This window comes from Streptosporangium sp. G11 (assembly GCF_051192615.1).
In the GTDB taxonomy this organism is placed as follows: domain Bacteria; phylum Actinomycetota; class Actinomycetes; order Streptosporangiales; family Streptosporangiaceae; genus Streptosporangium.
In genome coordinates, this window is the sequence record NZ_JBPJUQ010000034.1 from 22966 (window position 1) to 40886 (window position 17921).

General features: G+C 73.4%; 16 protein-coding genes. 9 read left to right on the forward strand and 7 right to left on the reverse strand.

Annotation, left to right across the window (positions count from 1 at the left end; translation table 11 throughout):
• Positions 1 to 7 precede the first annotated feature (7 nt).
• The 3 genes from ACSDR0_RS27705 (at position 8) to ACSDR0_RS27715 (ending at position 4834) form a co-directional block, all read left to right on the forward strand.
• Positions 8 to 2035: an acetyl/propionyl/methylcrotonyl-CoA carboxylase subunit alpha gene (locus tag ACSDR0_RS27705; RefSeq protein WP_435291878.1), complete on the forward strand. Its 2028-nt coding sequence runs from the start codon at positions 8 to 10 to the stop codon at positions 2033 to 2035.
• A 92-nt stretch (positions 2036 to 2127) separates the two neighbouring features.
• Entirely contained in the window at positions 2128 to 2940 is an 813-nt protein-coding gene (locus ACSDR0_RS27710) for an enoyl-CoA hydratase-related protein (RefSeq protein WP_435291817.1), read from the forward strand.
• Positions 2941 to 3106: 166 nt separating this feature from the next.
• A complete protein-coding gene (locus tag ACSDR0_RS27715) occupies positions 3107 to 4834 on the forward strand; it encodes an acyclic terpene utilization AtuA family protein (RefSeq protein WP_435291818.1) in 1728 nt (575 codons plus the stop codon).
• Positions 4835 to 5046: 212 nt separating this feature from the next.
• Here ACSDR0_RS27715 and ACSDR0_RS27720 read toward each other — a convergent pair whose 3' ends face one another.
• Positions 5047 to 5604, reverse strand: a complete 558-nt coding sequence (locus tag ACSDR0_RS27720) for a TetR/AcrR family transcriptional regulator (RefSeq protein ID WP_435291819.1) — start codon at positions 5602 to 5604, stop codon at positions 5047 to 5049.
• 109 nt (positions 5605 to 5713) lie between these two features.
• Between ACSDR0_RS27720 and ACSDR0_RS27725 the strand changes: the two genes are divergently transcribed.
• The 5 genes from ACSDR0_RS27725 (at position 5714) to ACSDR0_RS27745 (ending at position 9533) form a co-directional block, all read left to right on the forward strand.
• Positions 5714 to 6628: a TIGR03620 family F420-dependent LLM class oxidoreductase gene (locus ACSDR0_RS27725; protein WP_435291820.1), complete on the forward strand. Its 915-nt coding sequence runs from the start codon at positions 5714 to 5716 to the stop codon at positions 6626 to 6628.
• A gap of 211 nt (positions 6629 to 6839) precedes the next feature.
• Entirely contained in the window at positions 6840 to 7865 is a 1026-nt protein-coding gene (locus ACSDR0_RS27730; protein ID WP_435291821.1) for a phosphotransferase family protein, read from the forward strand.
• A 119-nt stretch (positions 7866 to 7984) separates the two neighbouring features.
• Positions 7985 to 8209, forward strand: a complete 225-nt coding sequence (locus ACSDR0_RS27735) for a hypothetical protein (RefSeq protein WP_435291822.1) — start codon at positions 7985 to 7987, stop codon at positions 8207 to 8209.
• Between the two features lie 135 nt (positions 8210 to 8344).
• Entirely contained in the window at positions 8345 to 9196 is an 852-nt protein-coding gene (locus ACSDR0_RS27740; protein ID WP_435291823.1) for a helix-turn-helix domain-containing protein, read from the forward strand.
• A gap of 133 nt (positions 9197 to 9329) precedes the next feature.
• Positions 9330 to 9533, forward strand: coding sequence for a hypothetical protein (locus tag ACSDR0_RS27745; RefSeq protein ID WP_435291824.1), 204 nt, complete (start codon positions 9330 to 9332; stop codon positions 9531 to 9533).
• Between the two features lie 11 nt (positions 9534 to 9544).
• Here the strand turns inward: ACSDR0_RS27745 and ACSDR0_RS27750 are convergent, their stop codons facing one another.
• Together ACSDR0_RS27750 and ACSDR0_RS27755 are read right to left on the reverse strand one after the other, a co-directional pair.
• The gene (locus tag ACSDR0_RS27750; RefSeq protein WP_435291825.1) at positions 9545 to 10198 is read right to left on the reverse strand and encodes a TetR/AcrR family transcriptional regulator; all 654 of its coding nucleotides are present in this window, start codon (positions 10196 to 10198) and stop codon (positions 9545 to 9547) included.
• Positions 10199 to 10351: 153 nt separating this feature from the next.
• Complete coding sequence (locus ACSDR0_RS27755; RefSeq protein WP_435291826.1) at positions 10352 to 12460, reverse strand: glycosyltransferase family 39 protein; 2109 nt, start codon at positions 12458 to 12460, stop codon at positions 10352 to 10354.
• Positions 12461 to 12485: 25 nt separating this feature from the next.
• Here ACSDR0_RS27755 and ACSDR0_RS27760 point away from each other — a divergent pair, with 25 nt between their 5' ends.
• On the forward strand, positions 12486 to 12626 hold the full coding sequence (locus ACSDR0_RS27760; RefSeq protein ID WP_435291827.1) for a hypothetical protein: 141 nt from the start codon (positions 12486 to 12488) through the stop codon (positions 12624 to 12626).
• A gap of 4 nt (positions 12627 to 12630) precedes the next feature.
• Here the strand turns inward: ACSDR0_RS27760 and ACSDR0_RS27765 are convergent, their stop codons facing one another.
• The 4 genes from ACSDR0_RS27765 to ACSDR0_RS27780 form a co-directional block, all read right to left on the reverse strand.
• On the reverse strand, positions 12631 to 13827 hold the full coding sequence (locus ACSDR0_RS27765; RefSeq protein ID WP_435291828.1) for a glycosyltransferase: 1197 nt from the start codon (positions 13825 to 13827) through the stop codon (positions 12631 to 12633).
• 299 nt (positions 13828 to 14126) lie between these two features.
• The gene (locus ACSDR0_RS27770) at positions 14127 to 15563 is read right to left on the reverse strand and encodes a sensor histidine kinase (RefSeq protein ID WP_435291829.1); all 1437 of its coding nucleotides are present in this window, start codon (positions 15561 to 15563) and stop codon (positions 14127 to 14129) included.
• Positions 15560 to 16267: a response regulator transcription factor gene (locus tag ACSDR0_RS27775; RefSeq protein WP_435291830.1), complete on the reverse strand. Its 708-nt coding sequence runs from the start codon at positions 16265 to 16267 to the stop codon at positions 15560 to 15562. The genes ACSDR0_RS27770 and ACSDR0_RS27775 overlap by 4 nt, the downstream gene beginning before the upstream one ends.
• Before the next feature lie 76 nt (positions 16268 to 16343).
• A complete protein-coding gene (locus ACSDR0_RS27780; RefSeq protein ID WP_435291831.1) occupies positions 16344 to 17858 on the reverse strand; it encodes a phytoene desaturase family protein in 1515 nt (504 codons plus the stop codon).
• Positions 17859 to 17921: the final 63 nt, after the last annotated feature.

A 17921-nucleotide genomic window follows, 5' to 3' on the forward strand; every position in this document is an offset into this window, starting at 1 on the left:
CGTGACCATGCCCATGACCGTGACCGTCCCGCCGATCCGCCGCCTGCTCGTCGCCAACCGGGGTGAGATCGCCCGCCGCGTCTTCCGTACCTGCCGCGACCTCGGCATCGAGACCGTCGCGGTCTTCTCGGACGCCGACGCGGACGCGCCGCACGTGGCCGAGGCCGACCACGCCGTACGGCTGGAGGGTGTCAGGCCCGCCGACACCTACCTGTCGGTGGAGAAGATCATCGAAGCGGCCCTCAGGTCGGGGGCCGACGCGGTCCATCCCGGGTACGGCTTCCTGTCGGAGAACGCCGCCTTCGCGCGGGCCGTACCGGACGCCGGGCTGACCTGGGTCGGCCCTCCGGCCGAGGCCGTCGCCGCGATGGGCTCCAAGATCGAGGCCAAGGCGCTGATGGCCGGGGCGGGGGTCCCGGTGCTGCCGGGCTTCGTCGCGGGCCCCGGCTACTCGACGGACGACCTGGACGCCGCGTTCGGCCGGATGGGCGGATCCGCCTCCGAACGGGCCGTCCCCCTCCTGGTGAAGGCGTCGGCCGGTGGTGGCGGGCGCGGGATGCGCGTCGTGCGTTCGGCCGGCGACCTGCCGGAGGCGGTCGAGTCGGCGCGCAGGGAGGCGGCGTCGGCGTTCGGGGACGGCACGGTGTTCGTCGAGCCCCTGCTGGAGGGCGCCCGGCACATCGAGGTGCAGATCCTGGCCGACGGGCACGGGACGGTGTGGGCGCTGGGCGAGCGGGAGTGCTCGATCCAGCGGCGGCACCAGAAGGTGGTCGAGGAGACCCCGTCCCCGGCGATCTCCCCGCCGGTGCGGGCGCGGCTCCTCGACGCGGCGGTCACGGCCGCGCGGGCCATCGGGTACGTCGGCGCCGGGACCGTCGAGTTCCTCGTCCGGGACGAGACGGTGGCCTTCCTGGAGATGAACACCCGCCTGCAGGTGGAGCACCCGGTGACCGAGTGCGTCTACGGCGTCGACCTCGTCGAGTGGCAGCTGCGGATCGCCGAGGGCGCCCGGCTTCCTGCGTCGCCGCCCGAGCCGTCCGGGCACGCGGTCGAGGTGCGCCTCTACGCCGAGGACCCGGCCCGCGACTGGCTTCCGCAGAGCGGCGTCCTGCACCGCTTCGAGGTTCCCGGCGTGGACTCCCGCTTCGCGCTCGTTCCCGGCGGGCGGTACGGCCTGCGGCTGGACTCCGGCGTCGAGGACGGCTCGGAGATCGGCGTCCACTACGACCCGATGCTCGCCAAGGTCGTCTCGTACGGCGCGAGCCGCCCAGACGCCGTGCGGAGGCTGGCCTCGGCGCTGGCGGGCGCGAGGATCCACGGTCCCGTCACCAACCGGGACCTGCTGGTCGAGGTCCTGCGCCACCCGGCGTTCCTGGCCGGGGACACCCACACCGGCTTCCTCGAGGAGCACGCGCTCACCGGTCCTCCTGCGACCGGCCGGAAGGACACCGATCTCGTGCGCCTGTCCGCCCTCGCCGCCGCGCTCGCGGGGGCGGCGGCCAACCGGGCGGCGGCGACCGTTCAGGCGGGACTGCCGAGCGGGTGGCGCAACGTGGTGTCGCAGCCGCAGCGCGCCGCCTTCGCGGAGGCGGAGATCTCGTACCGGATCACCAGGGACGGCCTGCGGGCCGAGGGATTTCCCGATACGGTCCTGGTCGGCGCGGCGCCCTCGCTCGTCGTACTGGAGACCTCGGACGTGCGGCACCGGTTCGCCGTCGCCCGCTACGACGGCGTGACGCACGTGGACTCCCCCCTCGGTTCGGTACGGCTCACCCCGCTGGACCGCCTGCCGGAACCGGTGGAACACGTGCTGCCCGGCTCCCTGGTGGCGCCCATGCCCGGTACGGTGCTGCGGGTCGACGTCAAACCCGGCGAGACCGTCGGGGCGGGGCAGGTGGTCGTGGTGCTCGAAGCCATGAAAATGGAGCACCGGATCTCGGCGCCCGCGCCGGGCACGGTGGCGGCGGTGAACGTGACGCCGGGCCGCCAGGTCGAGGCGGGGGCCGTGCTGGCCGTGATCGAGGAGCAGGCGTGACCTTCTCCCGGAGCTCCCCGGGCTCCGCGAGCTCCGTGGGCTCCGTGGAGTCCCGGGAGCCGGGAGGAGGTCCCGACGACGGAAGGACCGACATGAAGAGCGACGGGGGCTGGCCGGTGGAACGACTGGTGCGCAGGGAGGTGTCCGGTGGGGTGGCGACGATCACCCTCGACTCCCCCCGCAACCGCAACGCGCTGTCGGTGCGACTGCTGGGCGACCTGGAGGACCGGCTCAACTGGGCGCTGGCCGAGGAGAGCGTCCGGGTGATCGTGCTCACCGGGACCGGGCCCGTGTTCTGCGCGGGCGCCGACCTGAAGGAGCAGCGGGTCGCGCCGGGCGGCGCGCACGAGGCGCCGGTGACCGCGTCGTTCCCGGAGATCATGAGCCTGATCTGGGAGAGCCCGAAGCCGGTCGTCTGCAGGCTGAACGGTACGGCGAGGGCCGGGGGGATCGGCCTGGTGGCGGCCTGCGACTTCGCGATCGCCCCCGACTCGGCGTCGTTCGCGTTCAGCGAGGTGCGGCTCGGCGTGGTGCCCGCGATGATCTCGGTGACCGTCCTGCGGCGGCTCGGCCCGCGTGCCGCCGCCGAGTACCTGCTCACCGGGGAGACGTTCGACGCCGCCCGCGCCACGGAGATCGGGCTGCTCACCCGAGCGGTGCCCGAGGAGGAGCTGGACGCGACGGTCGCCCACTACACCGGCATGCTGCTGCGCGGTGGCCCCGAGGCGCTCGCCCTCACCAAGCAGCTGGTGCGGACCGTGCCCGAGCTGAGCGTCGAGGAGGGCATGCGCCAGATGGCCGAGCTGTCCGCGCGGCGCTTCACCTCCGCCGAGGGGCAGGAGGGGATCGCCGCCTTCATGGAGAAGCGGCCCGCGTCGTGGATCCCCGCGCCGGAGGCGGGCTGATGCCGTACGCCGGACCGGCGACACACGACGGGCCCGCGCCGCCCGCGCCGCGCGGACCGCGCGGACCGGAACTCGCGACGCGGGCCCGCGCGTCCGGGACGTCCCGGACGCGCAGGACGCACCGGACCTGCCGGATGGCCCGGACGCACCGGAACGAGGAGAGCTGATGCTGCGCGTCGCCAACTGCTCCGGCTTCTACGGTGACCGGCTGTCGGCCGCCAGGGAGATGGTGGAGGGCGGCCCGATCGACGTGCTCACCGGCGACTGGCTCGCCGAGCTGACCATGCTGATCCTGGCCGGGAACCGGCTGAAGGGCCGCCCCGGCTACGCGCCGACCTTCCTGAGACAGCTGGAGGAGGTCCTCGGGACGTGCCTGGAGCGAGGCATCAAGATCGTCTCCAACGCGGGCGGGCTGGACCCGGCCGGGTGCGCCGAGGCGGTGGCCGAGCTCGCGGGGCGCCTCGGGCTGCCGGCGCGGGTCGCCCATGTCACCGGCGACGACCTCACCGGCCGTGACCTGGGCGGCGCCCCCAACGCGGACACCGGCGAGAGGCTGCCCGCGACCGCCCTGACCGCCAACGCCTATCTCGGGGGCCGCCCGATCGCCGCCGCCCTGTCGGCGGGGGCGGACGTGGTGGTGACCGGCCGCGTCACGGACGCCGCCCTGGTCACCGGGCCGGGCATCTGGCGGTACGGCTGGGGGCCCGGCGATCTCGACGCGCTGGCCGGTTCGGTGGTCGCCGGGCACGTCATCGAGTGCGGCTGCCAGGCGACCGGCGGCAACTACGCCTTCTTCGGCGAGGTCCCCGACCTGGCGCGCTGCGGGTTCCCGCTGGTGGAGCTGGAGGCCGACGGTTCCAGCGTGGTCACCAAGCACCCGGGGACCGGGGGGCTGGTCTCGGTGGGCACGGTCACCGCGCAGCTGCTGTACGAGATCGGGTCGCCCCGCTATCTCGGCCCCGACGTGGTCGCGCGCTTCGACACGATCCGGCTGGAGCAGGAGGGCCCCGACCGGGTCCGCGTCTCGGGGGTGCGCGGCGAGGCCCCTCCCGACACGCTCAAGGTCGCCGTCAACTACCTGGCTGGCTACCGCAACACCATGACGCTCGTGCTGACCGGCCTGGACATCGAGGCCAAGGCCCGGCTGGCCGAGGAGGCCGTCTGGTCGCGGGTGCCGAAGGAGTCGTTCGACGAGGTCCACGTGGAGCTCACCCCGCTCGCCGGGACCGCCCTGCTGCGCGTCACCGTGATGGACGCCGACCGGCGGAAGGCGGGACGCGCCTTCTCCTCGGCCGTGGTCGAGACCGGCCTGGCGAGTTACCCCGGTTTCTACGGCCTCACCCCTCCCGGTGACGCCTCCCCGTACGGGGTTTACTGGCCCACGCTCGTCCCGGCGGAGACGGTGCGGGCCCGCGTCTGGCTCGACGGCCGCGAGCTCGACCAGGCACCGGACGCGTCGTGGACGCCCCCGGCGGGCGGTGACGGGCTCCCCGCCTCCGCGCCTCCGGAGGAGTCCCCGCGACGGGACGCGCGGAACGGCGACGGGGAGGACGGGGAGAAGGAGACCGTGCGGGTCGCGCTGGGCGCGATCGTGGGCGCCCGCTCGGGCGACAAGGGCGGCAACGCCAACCTGGGCGTCTGGGTCCGTACCGCCGAGCAGTTCAGGTGGCTGGAGGGCCACCTGACGGTCGAGCGCCTGGCGCGGCTTCTGCCGTCCACCGCCGGGCTGAGGGTCGAGCGCTTCGAGCTGCCCAACCTGCTCGCCCTCAACTTCGTCGTCCACGGCCTCCTCGGCCGGGGCGTGGCCGCCAGCCCCCGCCTCGACGCGCAGGCCAAGGCACTCGGCGAAGAGCTCCGCGCCCAGCTCGCCGACATCCCGCGACACCTCCTCTGACGTCTCCTCCGACGCGTACGACGATCCGTACGGCAACGCGTACGACGATCCGTACGACGGACCCGCGTCCCGGCCGGGCCCGCCCGATGCCCGGACTCAGGCCTCCCCCGCCCCGTACGGCGAGGTATGGCGAGCCCTGATCCGCCCGCCCGCACGGCGGCGCCCGCGCCGATCCTCCGTCTCGTAGGGGAGGCCCGGTCCCGTCCTCCCCGTCAGAGGGCGGGGAGGCGGTCCTGTCCGCGCAGACCGGCCAGGGTCACCGAGAGCAGGCGTTCGGCCCGGTCGAGCCCGCCGGGCAGCTCGGTCGCGGCCAGCGCGACGCCGGTGACGAGCTGGAACAGGTCCTCGACGTCGATGTCCGGACGCGTCCGCCCCTCCCGCTGGGCCCGCAGCAGGAGACCCGCCGCCGCCGAGCGCATCGCCGCGCGGCAGTCGAAGCCGAGCTCGACCCCGCCGAGCGTCATCGAGGTGGACAGCCCCCGGTCGGTGAGGGCGTGGGCGAGCACGTCCCGCGACCAGAGGGCCAGCGCCTCGTCCGGTGAGGCGTGGGCGAGCAGGGCCCCCGCCCTCGCGCACAGCGTCTCGACCCGATCCTGGAACACGGCCGCCAGGAGCACCTGCCGCGTGGGGAAGTGGCGGTAGAGCGTTCCCGGCCCCACCCCGGCCCGGCGCGCGATCTCGTTGAGGGACGCCTCGGGCCCCTGCTCGGCGATCACGGTCCTGGCTGTCGTCAGCAGGTGTTCACGGTTGCGGCGCGCGTCGACCCGCATCGATACCCCCTGGTTTCCACACCCGTTTGCAAACGGAGAAGTTCTCCGTATCATACGGTCATATTATCCGGAGACCCTCTCCGGATATTTTCGGGAGAGAGGCTTCTGGATGAACGACGAAACCGCCGACCTCGGACGCGTCGGGATCTGGACGTTCGCCTTCGACGGCCAGCCCGCGGCGAAGGTGCGTGAGGCCGCGGCGGAGATCGAGGAACTCGGCTACGGCGCCCTGTGGTTCGGCGAGGGGTTCGGCCGCGACAGCGTGAGCCAGGCCTGGCTGCTGCTCTCCGCCACCCGGCGACTGGTCGTGGGAGCGGGCATCGCCAACATCGCCCTGCGCGACCCCATCACCATGGCGGCGGCCGAGCGCGCGCTCAACGAGGCGTACCCCGGCCGCTACCTTCTCGGCCTCGGCGGGCACCGGGTGTCCGACGCCCCCATCGAGATGAACGGCTACAGCATCCCCAGCCGCGGCCGGGCCGTGCACACGATGGGCGCCTACCTTGACGCGATGGACGCCGTCCCGCTGGGCTCCCCCGCCCCGGCGACGCCCCCGCGGCGCGTCCTCGCCGCGCTCGGGCCGCGGATGCTGGCTCTGGCCGCCGGGCGGACCCTCGGCGCCCATCCCTACTTCGTGCCCGTGGAGCACACCCACCGGGCGAGAGAGATCATGGGGCCCGACGCCCTCCTCGCGGTCGAGCAGGCCGTCGTGCTGGACACCGACCTCGCCAGGGCCCGCGAGGTCGCCAGGGAACACATGGGCCCGTACGCCGGCATGGCCGCCCACCAGGCCGCCAGCCTCCGCAGGCTGGGCTTCGGCGACGACGACCTGGCGGGCGGCGGGAGCGACCGCCTGGTCGACGCGATCGTCGCCCACGGGGACGCCGACGTCATCGCCGAGCGCGTCCGGGCCCACCTGGACGCCGGGGCGGACCACGTGTGCCTGCAGGTGCTGACCGCCACCCCCGCGGCGCTCCCCATGCGTGAATGGCGCGAACTGTCCGCCCTGGCCACGGCCGCCTGACCGCGACCCGTCAAGCGTGCCCTCCCACCCGCCCGGCGCACCGGCGGCCGGATCGACAGGACGGCGCCCGCCACCGAGAGCCCCGCCCAGGGCCCCGGCGGGAGCACGTGTGAGGCCGGTGCCGCCTCCGCCGGACCGGGACGCTATTGACCGCCGCGAACGGGAATCATAGATTCACCCATCTAGAACATCATTCGGTCAAGGAGGGCGCATGACGTCCACGCACATCGACGTCAACGCGATCGACTTCGGCGTGCTCGGGGCGTGGATGGACGCGCGGGGGCTGCCGGAGGGGCCGTTCGAGCGGGTCGCGCCGGTGGCGGGCGGGACGCAGAACGTCATGGTGCGCTTCGAACGGGGCGGGGCGTCGTACGTGCTGCGCAGGCCGCCGCTGCACCCGCGCGCCAGGAGCAACGAGGTGCTCCGCCGGGAGGCGAGGGTGCTCGCGGTCCTGCGCGACACGCCGGTGGCGGCGCCGCGCCTCGTCGCGGCCTGCACCGACGAGAGCGTCATGGGCGCGGTCTTCTACCTGATGGAGCCGGTCCGGGGGTTCAACGCCACCGTCGAGCTGCCCGAGCCGCACGCGGGCGATCCCGCGATCCGGCACCGGATGGGACTGGAGGCGGCCTCGGCGCTGGCCGACCTCGGGCGGGTGAACCACGGCGCGCTCGACGGGTTCGGCCGCCCCGAGGGCTTCCTGGAGCGGCAGGTGCCCCGCTGGATGGGTGAGCTGGACGGCTACGGGGCCCTGAAGGGATATCCAGGGCCCGACATCCCGGGACTGGAGGAGACCGCCGGCTGGCTGGAGCGCAACCGGCCGGAGGGGTTCACCCCGGGGATCATGCACGGCGACTACCACCTGGCCAACCTCATGTTCGCCTGCGACGGGCCCAGGGTGGCCGCGATCGTCGACTGGGAGATGTGCACGGTGGGCGACCCGCTGCTGGACCTGGGGTGGCTCCTGGCGACCTGGCCGACCCCCGACGGGGTGGGCGTGATCTCCGGCGGGATCACCGGGCTGGCCACGGCCGCGGAGCTCGTCGACTGCTACACGGCCCTGTCCGACCGCGACCTGTCGGCCGTCGACTGGTACGCGGTGATGGCCTGCTTCAAGCTCGGCATCGTCCTGGAGGGCACGCACGCCCGCGCCTGCGCGGGCAAGGCCCCCAAGGAGATCGGGGACCTGCTCCACGCCACCACGCTGAACCTGTTCGCCCGCGCCCAGACGTTCATGTGACCATGCGGCGAAATAGGCGGAATGTGCGTTAGCTGGTGATTGAAACCTTCATGCAACCTTCCGAAATCTAGGATTGCACGCAATTGCTTCACGAGTGTGATTCGGGGAAGGACCCAGCCATGCGTCTCCGGTTTCTTGGCTCCACCTCGGAGGCGGGGGCCTGTCCCTCCCTCTACGAGACCGACCGCGGGACCGTCGTGGTGCAGGGTCTCCGGGTGACCGACGTGGAGGCGCTGGCCGATCTGCGCCACGTCCTGGACGGTGAGACCGCCGTCGAGGTGCCCCGTGAGCTTCTCGCGGATATCGCGCGCCAAGTACTTTCTGTAAATATTGGTCACGATTAGGAGTGCTCTCTGGCTTGATCCACATGCTCGGGTCTAGCGTCGTGCGCACCATACGGGAGGCGACGTGAGCACGCGGAGAGAGCGGGCGGGCGGCAGCCGCGGCACACCGCCCGTACGAACGGCCGAGGAGATCGGGTGAGCGGGTTCCAGCAGGCCAGGACCGACCTCGGCGTGCAGCTGCGGCACCTGCGGGAGGCCGCCCACCTGTCGGGCAAGGACCTGGCCGAACGGCTGAGGTGGCAGGCCTCCAAGGTCTCCCGGATCGAGAACGCCCGCCAGACCGCCACCGAGGACGACGTCACCCAGTGGGCCCTGGCCGTGAACGCCGCCCCCGAGGTCGTCGGGGAGCTCGTGGAGCAGGCCTCGGGGCTCCTGGAGCGCCAGGACTCCTGGCGGCAGCGGCACCGCAGCGGGCTGGCCGCGCTCCAGGAGGACATCCGCGACGCGGAGGCGCGGACGACCCTGCTGAGGGTGTTCGAGCCCGGCGTGGTGATCGGGCTCCTGCAGACCACCGAGTACGCCCGGAGCATCTTCACCCGGATCAAGCGCCTCTACCGGGCGCCCGACGAGATCGACGCGGCCATCCGGGTGCGCATGCAGCGCCAGGACATCCTCTACGACCCGAGCAAGCGGTTCAGGTTCGTCATCCCCGAGGCGGTGCTGCGCTACCGGCTGGCCCCGCTGGACGTGATGCGCGGCCAGCTCGACCGGTTACTGGCGGTGACCGCGCTGCCGAACGTGGAGTTCGGCGTGATCCCCTTCGAGGCCCCCCTGCCCTCGGCTCTGCTCAACGGCTTCTGGGTGTACGACGAGGACCACGTGGCGGTGCCGACCAGGACCAGGGACCTGATCCTGCGCGACCCGGAGGACGTCGCCTTCTACGCGCGGACCTTCGAGGAACTCTGCGAGGTCGCGGCCTTCAGGGAGGATGCCCGATCGGTGATCGTCCGAGTACTCAGCGATTTCTCCCGACAATCGGCGGACTAAACACCGCAATTGCTTGATTAGCATCCCAAGATCGTGCAATTCTCTGTCGAGACGGAGGTGACGCACGATGCTGGACACGCTGTCTTGTCTCGAGAGATTCGTTACCGCGATACGGCTGCACGCGGACCTTTCCGTGCAGCGAATCTCGTTCGGCGACCCCGCGTACGTGTACGTCCGCAACCGCTTCAGCAACACGCTGGCCGAGACCGTGACCTGCTCCCAGGACGGCGGCTTCATCACGTCGTGGGGCTACCGGCTCGGCACCACCGAGAACATCGAGGACGCCGCGGCCCGGCTGGCCTTCCTCCTCGCCGCCATGCCCACCCCCCGGGCCTGACCACCGCGCCCCTAGGGGGTGTCGGCCGGCGCGTCGGGGAAGTCGGAGAGGTCGAGGCCGACCTCGCGGGCGGCGGCGACCCTGGCGTGGTGGAGCATCCGGCTCCGCGACATGTTGCCGGCGTGCAGGGTGTATCGGACCACGAGACCGTCGAGCATGCCGTCGATCCGCTCGGCCGCGCCCAGCGGGTCGTCGCAGGTGAACTCGCCCGAGGCCACCCCGCCGGAGATCACCTGGCTGAGGATCTCGATCCAGGCGCCCTCGAGCTCCAGCAGGATGGCGCGGACGTGCTCCTCGCGCACCCCGACGGCCCAGGCGTCGACCCAGAGGATCCAGCTCTGGTCGGAGCGGGAGGCCGGGATGTAGAAGCGCAGGACGCGGTCGAGACACTGGACGGCGGTGCCGGGGCCCGCGACGATCTCCTTCAGCCGCTGGACCTCGGAGTCGCTGGTGCTGCGGAGCATCTCGGTGATGAGATCGTCCTTGGTGGCGAAATGGTAGTGGATCAGCCCGCCGCTCACGTTCGTCGCCTTGGCGATGTCGGCGACGCGGGTGCTGGCCAGCCCGCGCTCCAGCACGACCCGCCTGGCGGCTTCAAGGAGCTCCGCTCGACGCTGGTCGGCCTGGTCGGCGCGGCTGCTGCGCGCTCCTCCTCCGCTGTGCACGGCGCAAGACTACAACAGCACGGGACGCCGCCTCACTACTCCTGATTGACTAATCAGTCAATAGCTTCACGCCTATCTCACCGGCCGTATCCGGTCACCGTGCGAGGGACGACCGCCCGGGACGTCGGGGCGTTCCGGGCGGTCGCGGCGGGCTCAGGCGCAGCGGTAGAGGGACTGGCCGGTGGAACCGCCGTACTCCGAGGCCTTGACGGCGGCGCAGTTGGCCCGCACCCACTCGGTCACCTGGGAGCCGCCAGCGTCGGGCCCTCCCCTGCCGCCGCCGGGCATCACGTACCTGAGCCGTCCCGAGGAGACGAGCCCCTTGAGCCGGTCCACGGTCATGGCCGGGTCGCCACCGGTGAAGCCGCCCATCGCGATCACGGGCAGCCCGGTCGACAGGATGGCCGAGGAGGCGCCCTGAGCGCTGCCCACCGCCACCAGCCAGGTCGCGCCGCCCCGGTTCCTCTTCAGGTAGTCGACCATCCGCTGGTCCATGGCCCCGCCGAAGCCGCCCCGCGCCCCGCCGGGGAAGCCGTAGCGCACGCGCGGGGCGGCGTCACCGGTCGCGCCCTGTCCCGGAGCCTGTCCCGGGCCCTGCCCCGGCGCGCCGCCGGGGAGCTCGCCGCGCGTTCCCCCGGCAAGCCCCGCTCGTACGCCGCCGGGGAGGCCGCCCCGCATGCCGCCGAAGCCTCCGCCGCCCGCGGGGCCCGCCGTGGGGTTGGTGCCGTTGACGGGCGAGCCGAGAGGGGTCAGCGCGTAGGCGGCGGGCCCGGCCAGGACGGCCACCAGCCCGGCCATCAGCGCGACCGCGGCGATCCGCGGCCTGAGCCGCCGCCCGAGGCGGGCCAGGAGCAGCCCGGCGACCGCCACGACGGTCGCGCCGGCCACCGCCCAGGCCAGCCAGGGTACGAAGTCGTCGGTGCGTCGCAGCAGCGTGAACGCCCACGCCCCGGTGACCGCGATGCCCGCGGGCAGCACCCACGACCAGGCCCGGGACTCCCGGTGGGCCCGCCACGCGAGCACCCCGCCGAGACCGGTCAGGGCGGCGACGGCCGGGGCCATCGCGGTGGTGTAGTACGGGTGGAAGGTACCGCTGGAGAAGCTGAACACCACGTAGTGGACCGCGAGCCAGCCACCCCACAGCGGCAGGGCGATCCTGGCGTCGCGGAGCGGGCCGCGCGCGACCAGGGCCAGGCCCGCGACGAGCGCGATCACCGAGAAGGGCAGCAGCCAGGAGATCTGCCCGGCCATGATGTCGTTGAACAGGCGCCCGGCGCCCGCCTCTCCGCCGAACCCGCCGCCGCCCCCGGGCCCGCCACCTCCGCCGGGCCCGCCGCTCCCGCCGAAGATCCGACCGAGGCCGTTGTAGCCGATGACGAGGTCCCGGACGGAGTTGTCGGTGCTGCCGCCGACGTAGGGCCTGCTCGACGCAGGCCACAGGTCCACGACCACCATCCACCAGGCGCTGGAGACCACCAGCGCGGCGCCCGCCGCGAGCAGGTGCCCGAGGCGGCGGAGCGGGGCGCCGGGAGCCAGGGCCAGGTAGAGCAGGGCGAAGACCGGGAGCACCAGGTAGGCCTGGAGCATCTTGGTGTTGAACGCCAGCCCGACGAGCACCGCCGAGACGACGAGCGTGCGCATCCGGCCGGTGCGTACCGCCTCCTGGCAGAACCAGGTGGCGAGCACCAGCAGCAGGACGAGGAGGGTGTCGGGATTGTTGTCCCGGTTGATGGCCACAGTGATCGGGGTCAGCGTCATCACCAGGGCCGCGACCAGTGCCGCGGCGTGGCCGTACGTGCCGGGCAGTGCCCTTCGCACGGCCGAGTGGAGCACGGCGACGGCGGCGACCCCGGCGACGGCCTGGGGCAGGAGCATGCTCCAGGTGCCGAACCCGAAGATCCTCGCGGGCAGTCCCATCACCCACAGCGCGAGCGGCGGCTTGTCCACGGTGATGAACGACCCGGCGTCCAGGGCCCCGAAGAAGAACGCCTTCCAGCTCTGGGTGCCCGACAGGATCGCGGCGGAGTAGTAGTCGTTGGCGTAGCCGTTGCGCCCGAGCGCCCACACGTACAGGACGGCGGCCGTCGCGAGCACCCCCCACAGGCCGGGCCGCGCCCACCGGGGGTCGCCGGGGCCGCCGAGGAACACCCGCCGCACGGCCCCGCCGAACCCGCCCGCCCGCTCCGCACGGCCCCGCCCGGCGACATGCCCCCCGCCGGAAGACGACGCCGCCGTTTCGGGCACGGCCGGCGCGACCGACACGGGTGGCGCGGACGGCGCGACCGGCGTGACCGGCACGGACGGCGCGGACGGCGCGGACGGCGCGGACGGCGCGGACGGCGCGGACGGCGCGGACGGCGCGGACGGCGCGGACGGCGCCGTACCGGGTGCGGGCGTGGAGGAAGATCCCGCGTCCCGCGGGGTGTGAATGGTCATGGAGTGGTCTCCTTGGCGCGGCGAGGGTTGAAGACCCAGGCGCGGAGCATCAGGAATCGTACGAGGGTGGCGAGGGCGTTGGCCGCCACGAGCGCGGCGACCTCCGCGGCGGTGGAGGCCGCGGGCGCCACGAGGTCGAGCAGGGCCAGGCCGCCGGTGCTCAGCAGCAGGCCGACGAGGAAGGCCAGGCCGCCTTCGAGCTGGTGGCGGAGGGCTCCGGTGCGGCCCGTGACGCCGAAGGTGAAGCGCCGGTTGGCCGCGGTGTTGGCGACGGCGGTGACGAGCAGGGCCACCCCGTTGGCCACGACGGCCGGCATCACCAGGCGCAGGGTCACGAACAGGATCAGGTGCGCCAGGGTGCAAATGGCGCCGATGACGGCGAAGCTGGGCAGCTGGCGGGCCATGCCCCTGGGCAGGCGCGCTCCCCGCACGCGCGGCGGGACCGGGATCCTGGCCGCCCCCGACAACGTCTTTCGCGCCACCCTGGCCATCCCCCTGAGGTCGTCCACGGCGGTCCTGGCGATGTCGACGCGGCTGTCGGGGTCGTCCACCCAGTCGACGGGCACCTCGTGGATGCGCAGCCCGTGCTGCTCGGCCAGGAGCAGCAGCTCGGTGTCGAAGAACCACTCCTCGTCCTCGACGGCGGGGAGCAGCGCCTGCGCGATCTCGGTGCGGACCGCCTTGAAACCGCACTGCGCGTCGGAGAACCGCGCCCCCATCGCCGAGCGGAGCAGCAGGTTGTACGTCCGCGAGATGAACTCCCGTTTCGGCCCCCGGACGACGTTGGAGCCCCTGGAAAGCCGGGTGCCGATGGCCAGGTCGCTGTGACCGGACAGCAGCGGGGCCACCAGCGGCAGGAACGCGTCCAGGTCCGTGGAGAGATCCACGTCCATGTAGCTGACCACGTCGGCGTCGCTCGCCGACCACGCCCGGCGCAGCGCGCGGCCCCGGCCCTTGGCGTCGAGGCGCAGGGCGCGCACGTGGGACAGCTCGCGGCTGAGGGCGGTGGCGATCCGCCAGGTGGCGTCGGTGCTGGCGTTGTCGGCGATCGTGATGCGGAAGCCGTACGGGAAGGTTCCCGTGAGGTAGGCGTGCAGGCGGCGGACGCTCTCACCGAGCACCCGCTGCTCGTTGTGGACGGGGACCACGATCTCGACCAGCCGGGTGCGCGCCGGCGCCGTGGCCTGCTTCACGCCGCCCTCCGGGGGCGGGGGCTCGGGTGTCTCATGCCCTCAGGGTCGTCACGTGATCTTGAGCGATCCTGAGGCGACCATTAACACCGGGTGAGAAACCCGGGACGGCCGGTCCCAACGGCGGGCGGGCGGCTCACGGACCCGGAGCGAGGCGGCCGACGAGACCCAGGGGCACCGTCTCCGGCGTCACCGGGAACGCCCGCTCAGGCACCCCGGAGTAACGGGACACCGTCCCCGGAAGTCACCGGGAACACCCGCTCACGCACCCCTGCGCGACAGGGCACCGCCGGAACGCCCGCTCACGTCTCCGAAATGACGGGGGACCGGGTGGGGGAGCCGGGCAGGCGGACGCGCGCGAGGATGCCGCCCCCGGTGGCGTTCTCCAGGTTCACCTCTCCCCCGGCGTCGCGCACGGCCTTGGCCACGATGGCCAGCCCCAGCCCCGAGCCCGGCATGCTGCGGGCCGAGGACGACCGCCAGAACCGGTCGAACACGTACGGCAGTTCCTCCCCCGGGATGCCGGGGCCGTGGTCCCTGACGGTCAGCTCGCCGTCGCGGAGCCGCACGCTCACCGGATCGGCCCCGTCCGCCGAGAACTTCACCGCGTTGTCCAGGAGGTTCACCACGGCCCGCTCCAGGGCGGCCTGGTCGCCCCGCAGGTACCAGGGGCTCAGCTCCACCTCGATCGCGGTGTCGGGGGCGCGCGGCCGCGCCCTGCGCACGGCCGCCTCGACGGCGTCGTGGAAGGCGACCTCGACGTGCGGCTCGTGCTCGTCCTCCGAACGCGAGAGCTGGAGCAGGTCCCCGACGAGCGTGGACATCTCCTCGAACTGGGCCTTGAGGTTGGTCAGCAGCCTGCGCTTGGGAGCGGCGTCGAGGGGGCGCCCGGCGTTCTCGCTGCGCAGCAGCAGGTCGATGTTGGTGCGCAGGCTGGTGAGCGGGGTGCGCAGCTCGTGCCCCGCGTCGGCGATCAGCCGCCGCTGGCGCTCGCGGGACCCGGCCAGCGCGGTGGTCATCGCGTTGAAGGAGACGCCGAGCCTGGCGATCTCGTCGGTGCCCTCGACCGGGATCCTGGTGTCGAGGTCCTCGGTCCTGGCGACGTACTCGACGGCCTCGGTCAGGCGGCCGACGGGGCGCAGCGCCGTACGGGAGACGAGCAGCCCGGCGGAGGCGGCGCCGAGCACGCCGAGGGCGGTGACCCCGGCGAGGATCCAGGCGAGGGTGGCGAGGGTGGCGCGGACCTCCTCCAGGGATCGGGACTCCATGACCGCGAGGCCGGCGCCGACGTTCTTCGTCATCACCCGGACCTCCTCGCCGCCGTCGGTCACGCCGTTCCTGAACGCCCGCCCGCCCGGGGGGCCCTGCGCCAGGGCCAGGTCCGCCGGGGTGACCTTGACGGGGGTGGAGCCCGCCACGCACCTCGCGCCGTCGGCGTAGACCAGCTGGATGGGCGGGAGGCGGAGCTGCGGCCTGCGACCGATGATCTCTCCCGGGCCTCCCGGGCCTCCCCGGTCCCCCGGGACCCCCGGGATTCCCGCCCATCGCGGCCCCACCGGGCAGTACGGCCTGATCCACTCGATGCCCTGCGGCCGTCCCTCCAGCGAGCGTTCCACCTGCCGCAGCAGCTCGGCCCTGACGACGAACCAGCACAGCACCGCGCACACCGCGATCGCCAGCGCCACGGCCGACGCCACCAGCAGGGTCAGCCGGGAGCGCAGGGAGCGGCGACCGTTCACGCGGAGGTCCGCAGCACGTAGCCGACGCCCCGGACGGTGTGGATCAACCGGGGGCGCCCGCCGGTCTCGGTCTTGCGGCGCAGGTACATGACGTAGACGTCGAGGGAGTTGGAGGACGGCTCGAAGTCGAAGCCCCACACCTCGCTGAGGATCTGCTCGCGGGTGAGCACCTGGCGGGGGTGGATCATGAGCAGCTCCAGCAGCAGATACTCGGTGCGGGTCAACTCCAGCGGCTCGCCCGCCCGGGTGACATCGCGGCCGGCGGTGTCCATCCGCAGGTCGCCGAAGGTCAGGACCGCGTCGTCCTCGGCCGCGGGCGCGCTCAGCGCGCCGCGCCGCAGCAGCGCCCTGACGCGCGCCAGCAGCTCGTCCAGCTCGAACGGCTTGACCAGGTAGTCGTCGGCCCCCGCGTCCAGGCCCGACACCCGGTCGCCCACGGCGTCGCGGGCGGTGAGCATGAGCACCGGCAGGTGGTTACCCGCCGCCCTGAGCCTGCGGCAGGCGGTCAGCCCGTCCAGGCGGGGCATCATGACGTCGAGCAGGACCAGCTCGTACGGCTCCCGGTCGATCGCCTCCAGCGCCGCCTGGCCGTCCGAGGCCAGGCCGACCTGGTAGCCCTCGAACTCCAGGCTGCTCTGCAGCGCCTCCCTCAGCGCGGGCTCGTCGTCCACGACCAGCACCCGCGCCGCCTCACCGTCAGCCATGGCCTCCACGGTAGACGCACATCATGAGAGCCGGATGAACGCCTCCGCCCCACCCCGGCCGGGCCGGTGCCGGCCCTCAGGTGAGCAGCGCCATGGCGGCGTTGTGGCCGGGGATGCCGCTGACGCCGCCGCCGCGCCGGGCGCCCGCGCCGCAGAGCAGGACGCGCTCGAACCCGGTCTCCACGCCCCACCGCCCCGGCTCCCCGTACGGCCAGGACAGGTCCCGGTGGAAGATGTGGCCGCCGGGCAGGCCCGCCTCGGTCTCCAGGTCGACCGGGGTCTTGGCCTCCAGGCAGAGGCCGCCGTCGGGGGCACGCAGCAGGCAGTCCTCGACGGGTTCGGCGAGAACGGCGTTCATCGAGGCGAGTGTGGCGCGCAGCGCGGCCTCGCGCGCCCCCACCGGGTCCTCGCGGAACAGCCTGGCCGGCATGTGCAGGCCGAACAGCGTCATCGTGTGGGCTCCGGCCTCGCGCAGCTCCGGGCCGAGGATCGAGGGGTCGGTCAGCGAGTGGCAGTAGACCTCGGCCGGGGGCAGCGAGGGAATCCGCCCGGCCGACGCCTCCGCGTACGCGCGGGCGAGCTGGTCGCGGCCCTCGTTGATGTGGAACGTGCCGCTGAACGCGGCCACGGGGTCCACGCCGGGATCCTTCAGGCGCGGCAGCCGCGACAGCACCATGTTGACCTTGAGCTGGGCGCCCTCAGGGGTGGGCTCGGTGTCCCCGAGCAGCCTGGCCAGCACGGCGGGCGGCACGTTGGCCAGGATCCGCTCGCCCGTCACCGTGTGCTCCCCGTCCGCGTCGCGGAAGGCGACCTCGCCCGAGGGGTCGACCGCGAGGACCTCCGCGCCGGTCAGGATCTTCGCCCCGGCGGCGCGCGCGGCGTCGGCGAGCGCGCCGGAGACCGCGCCCATGCCGCCGACGGGGACGTTCCAGTCGCCGGTCCCGTCGCCGATCACGTGGTAGAGGAGGCAGCGGTTGGCCAGCAGGTCCGGGTCCGAGGGGTCGGCGAAGGTGCCGATGAGGGCGTCGGTGAGGACCACGCCGCGCACGGTGTCGTCGGCGAACCGCTCGTCCACCACCTCGCCGACCGGCCGCTCGAACAGGTCGCGCCAGGCCTCCTCGCCGACGAGTCTCCGCATCGCCGCGCGGTCGGCGAGGGGTTCCAGCAGCGTCGGCGCGACCCGCTCGGCCACGTCGGCGGTCATCCCGTAGAAGCGCCGCCACGCCTCCAGCTCGCCGGTGCCTCCGGTGACCCGGGCGAAGGAGCCCGCGGTCCGCGCGGCGTCGCCGTTGTCGACCAGCAGCCCGGTGTCGCCCACCGGCGTGTACGAGGCGTACCGGCGGCGGCGCAGCGCGATCTTGAGCCCCAGGTCGGCGACGACCTTCGAGGGCAGCAGGCTGACCAGGTACGAGTAGCGCGAGAGCCGGGCGTCGACCCCGGGAAACGCCCTCGCCGACACGGCGAGGCCGCCGACGTGACCGAGGCGTTCCAGGACGAGGACGCGCCGTCCGGCGCGGGCGAGGTAGGCGGCCGCGACCAGGCCGTTGTGGCCGCCTCCGACGATCACGGCCTCATAGCGAGAGTGGAGCACTGGACTTCCCAGGGGGTGAGGTGAGGGATGCGGGGCTGAGGGCTCCCGCCGCTCAGAGACCCG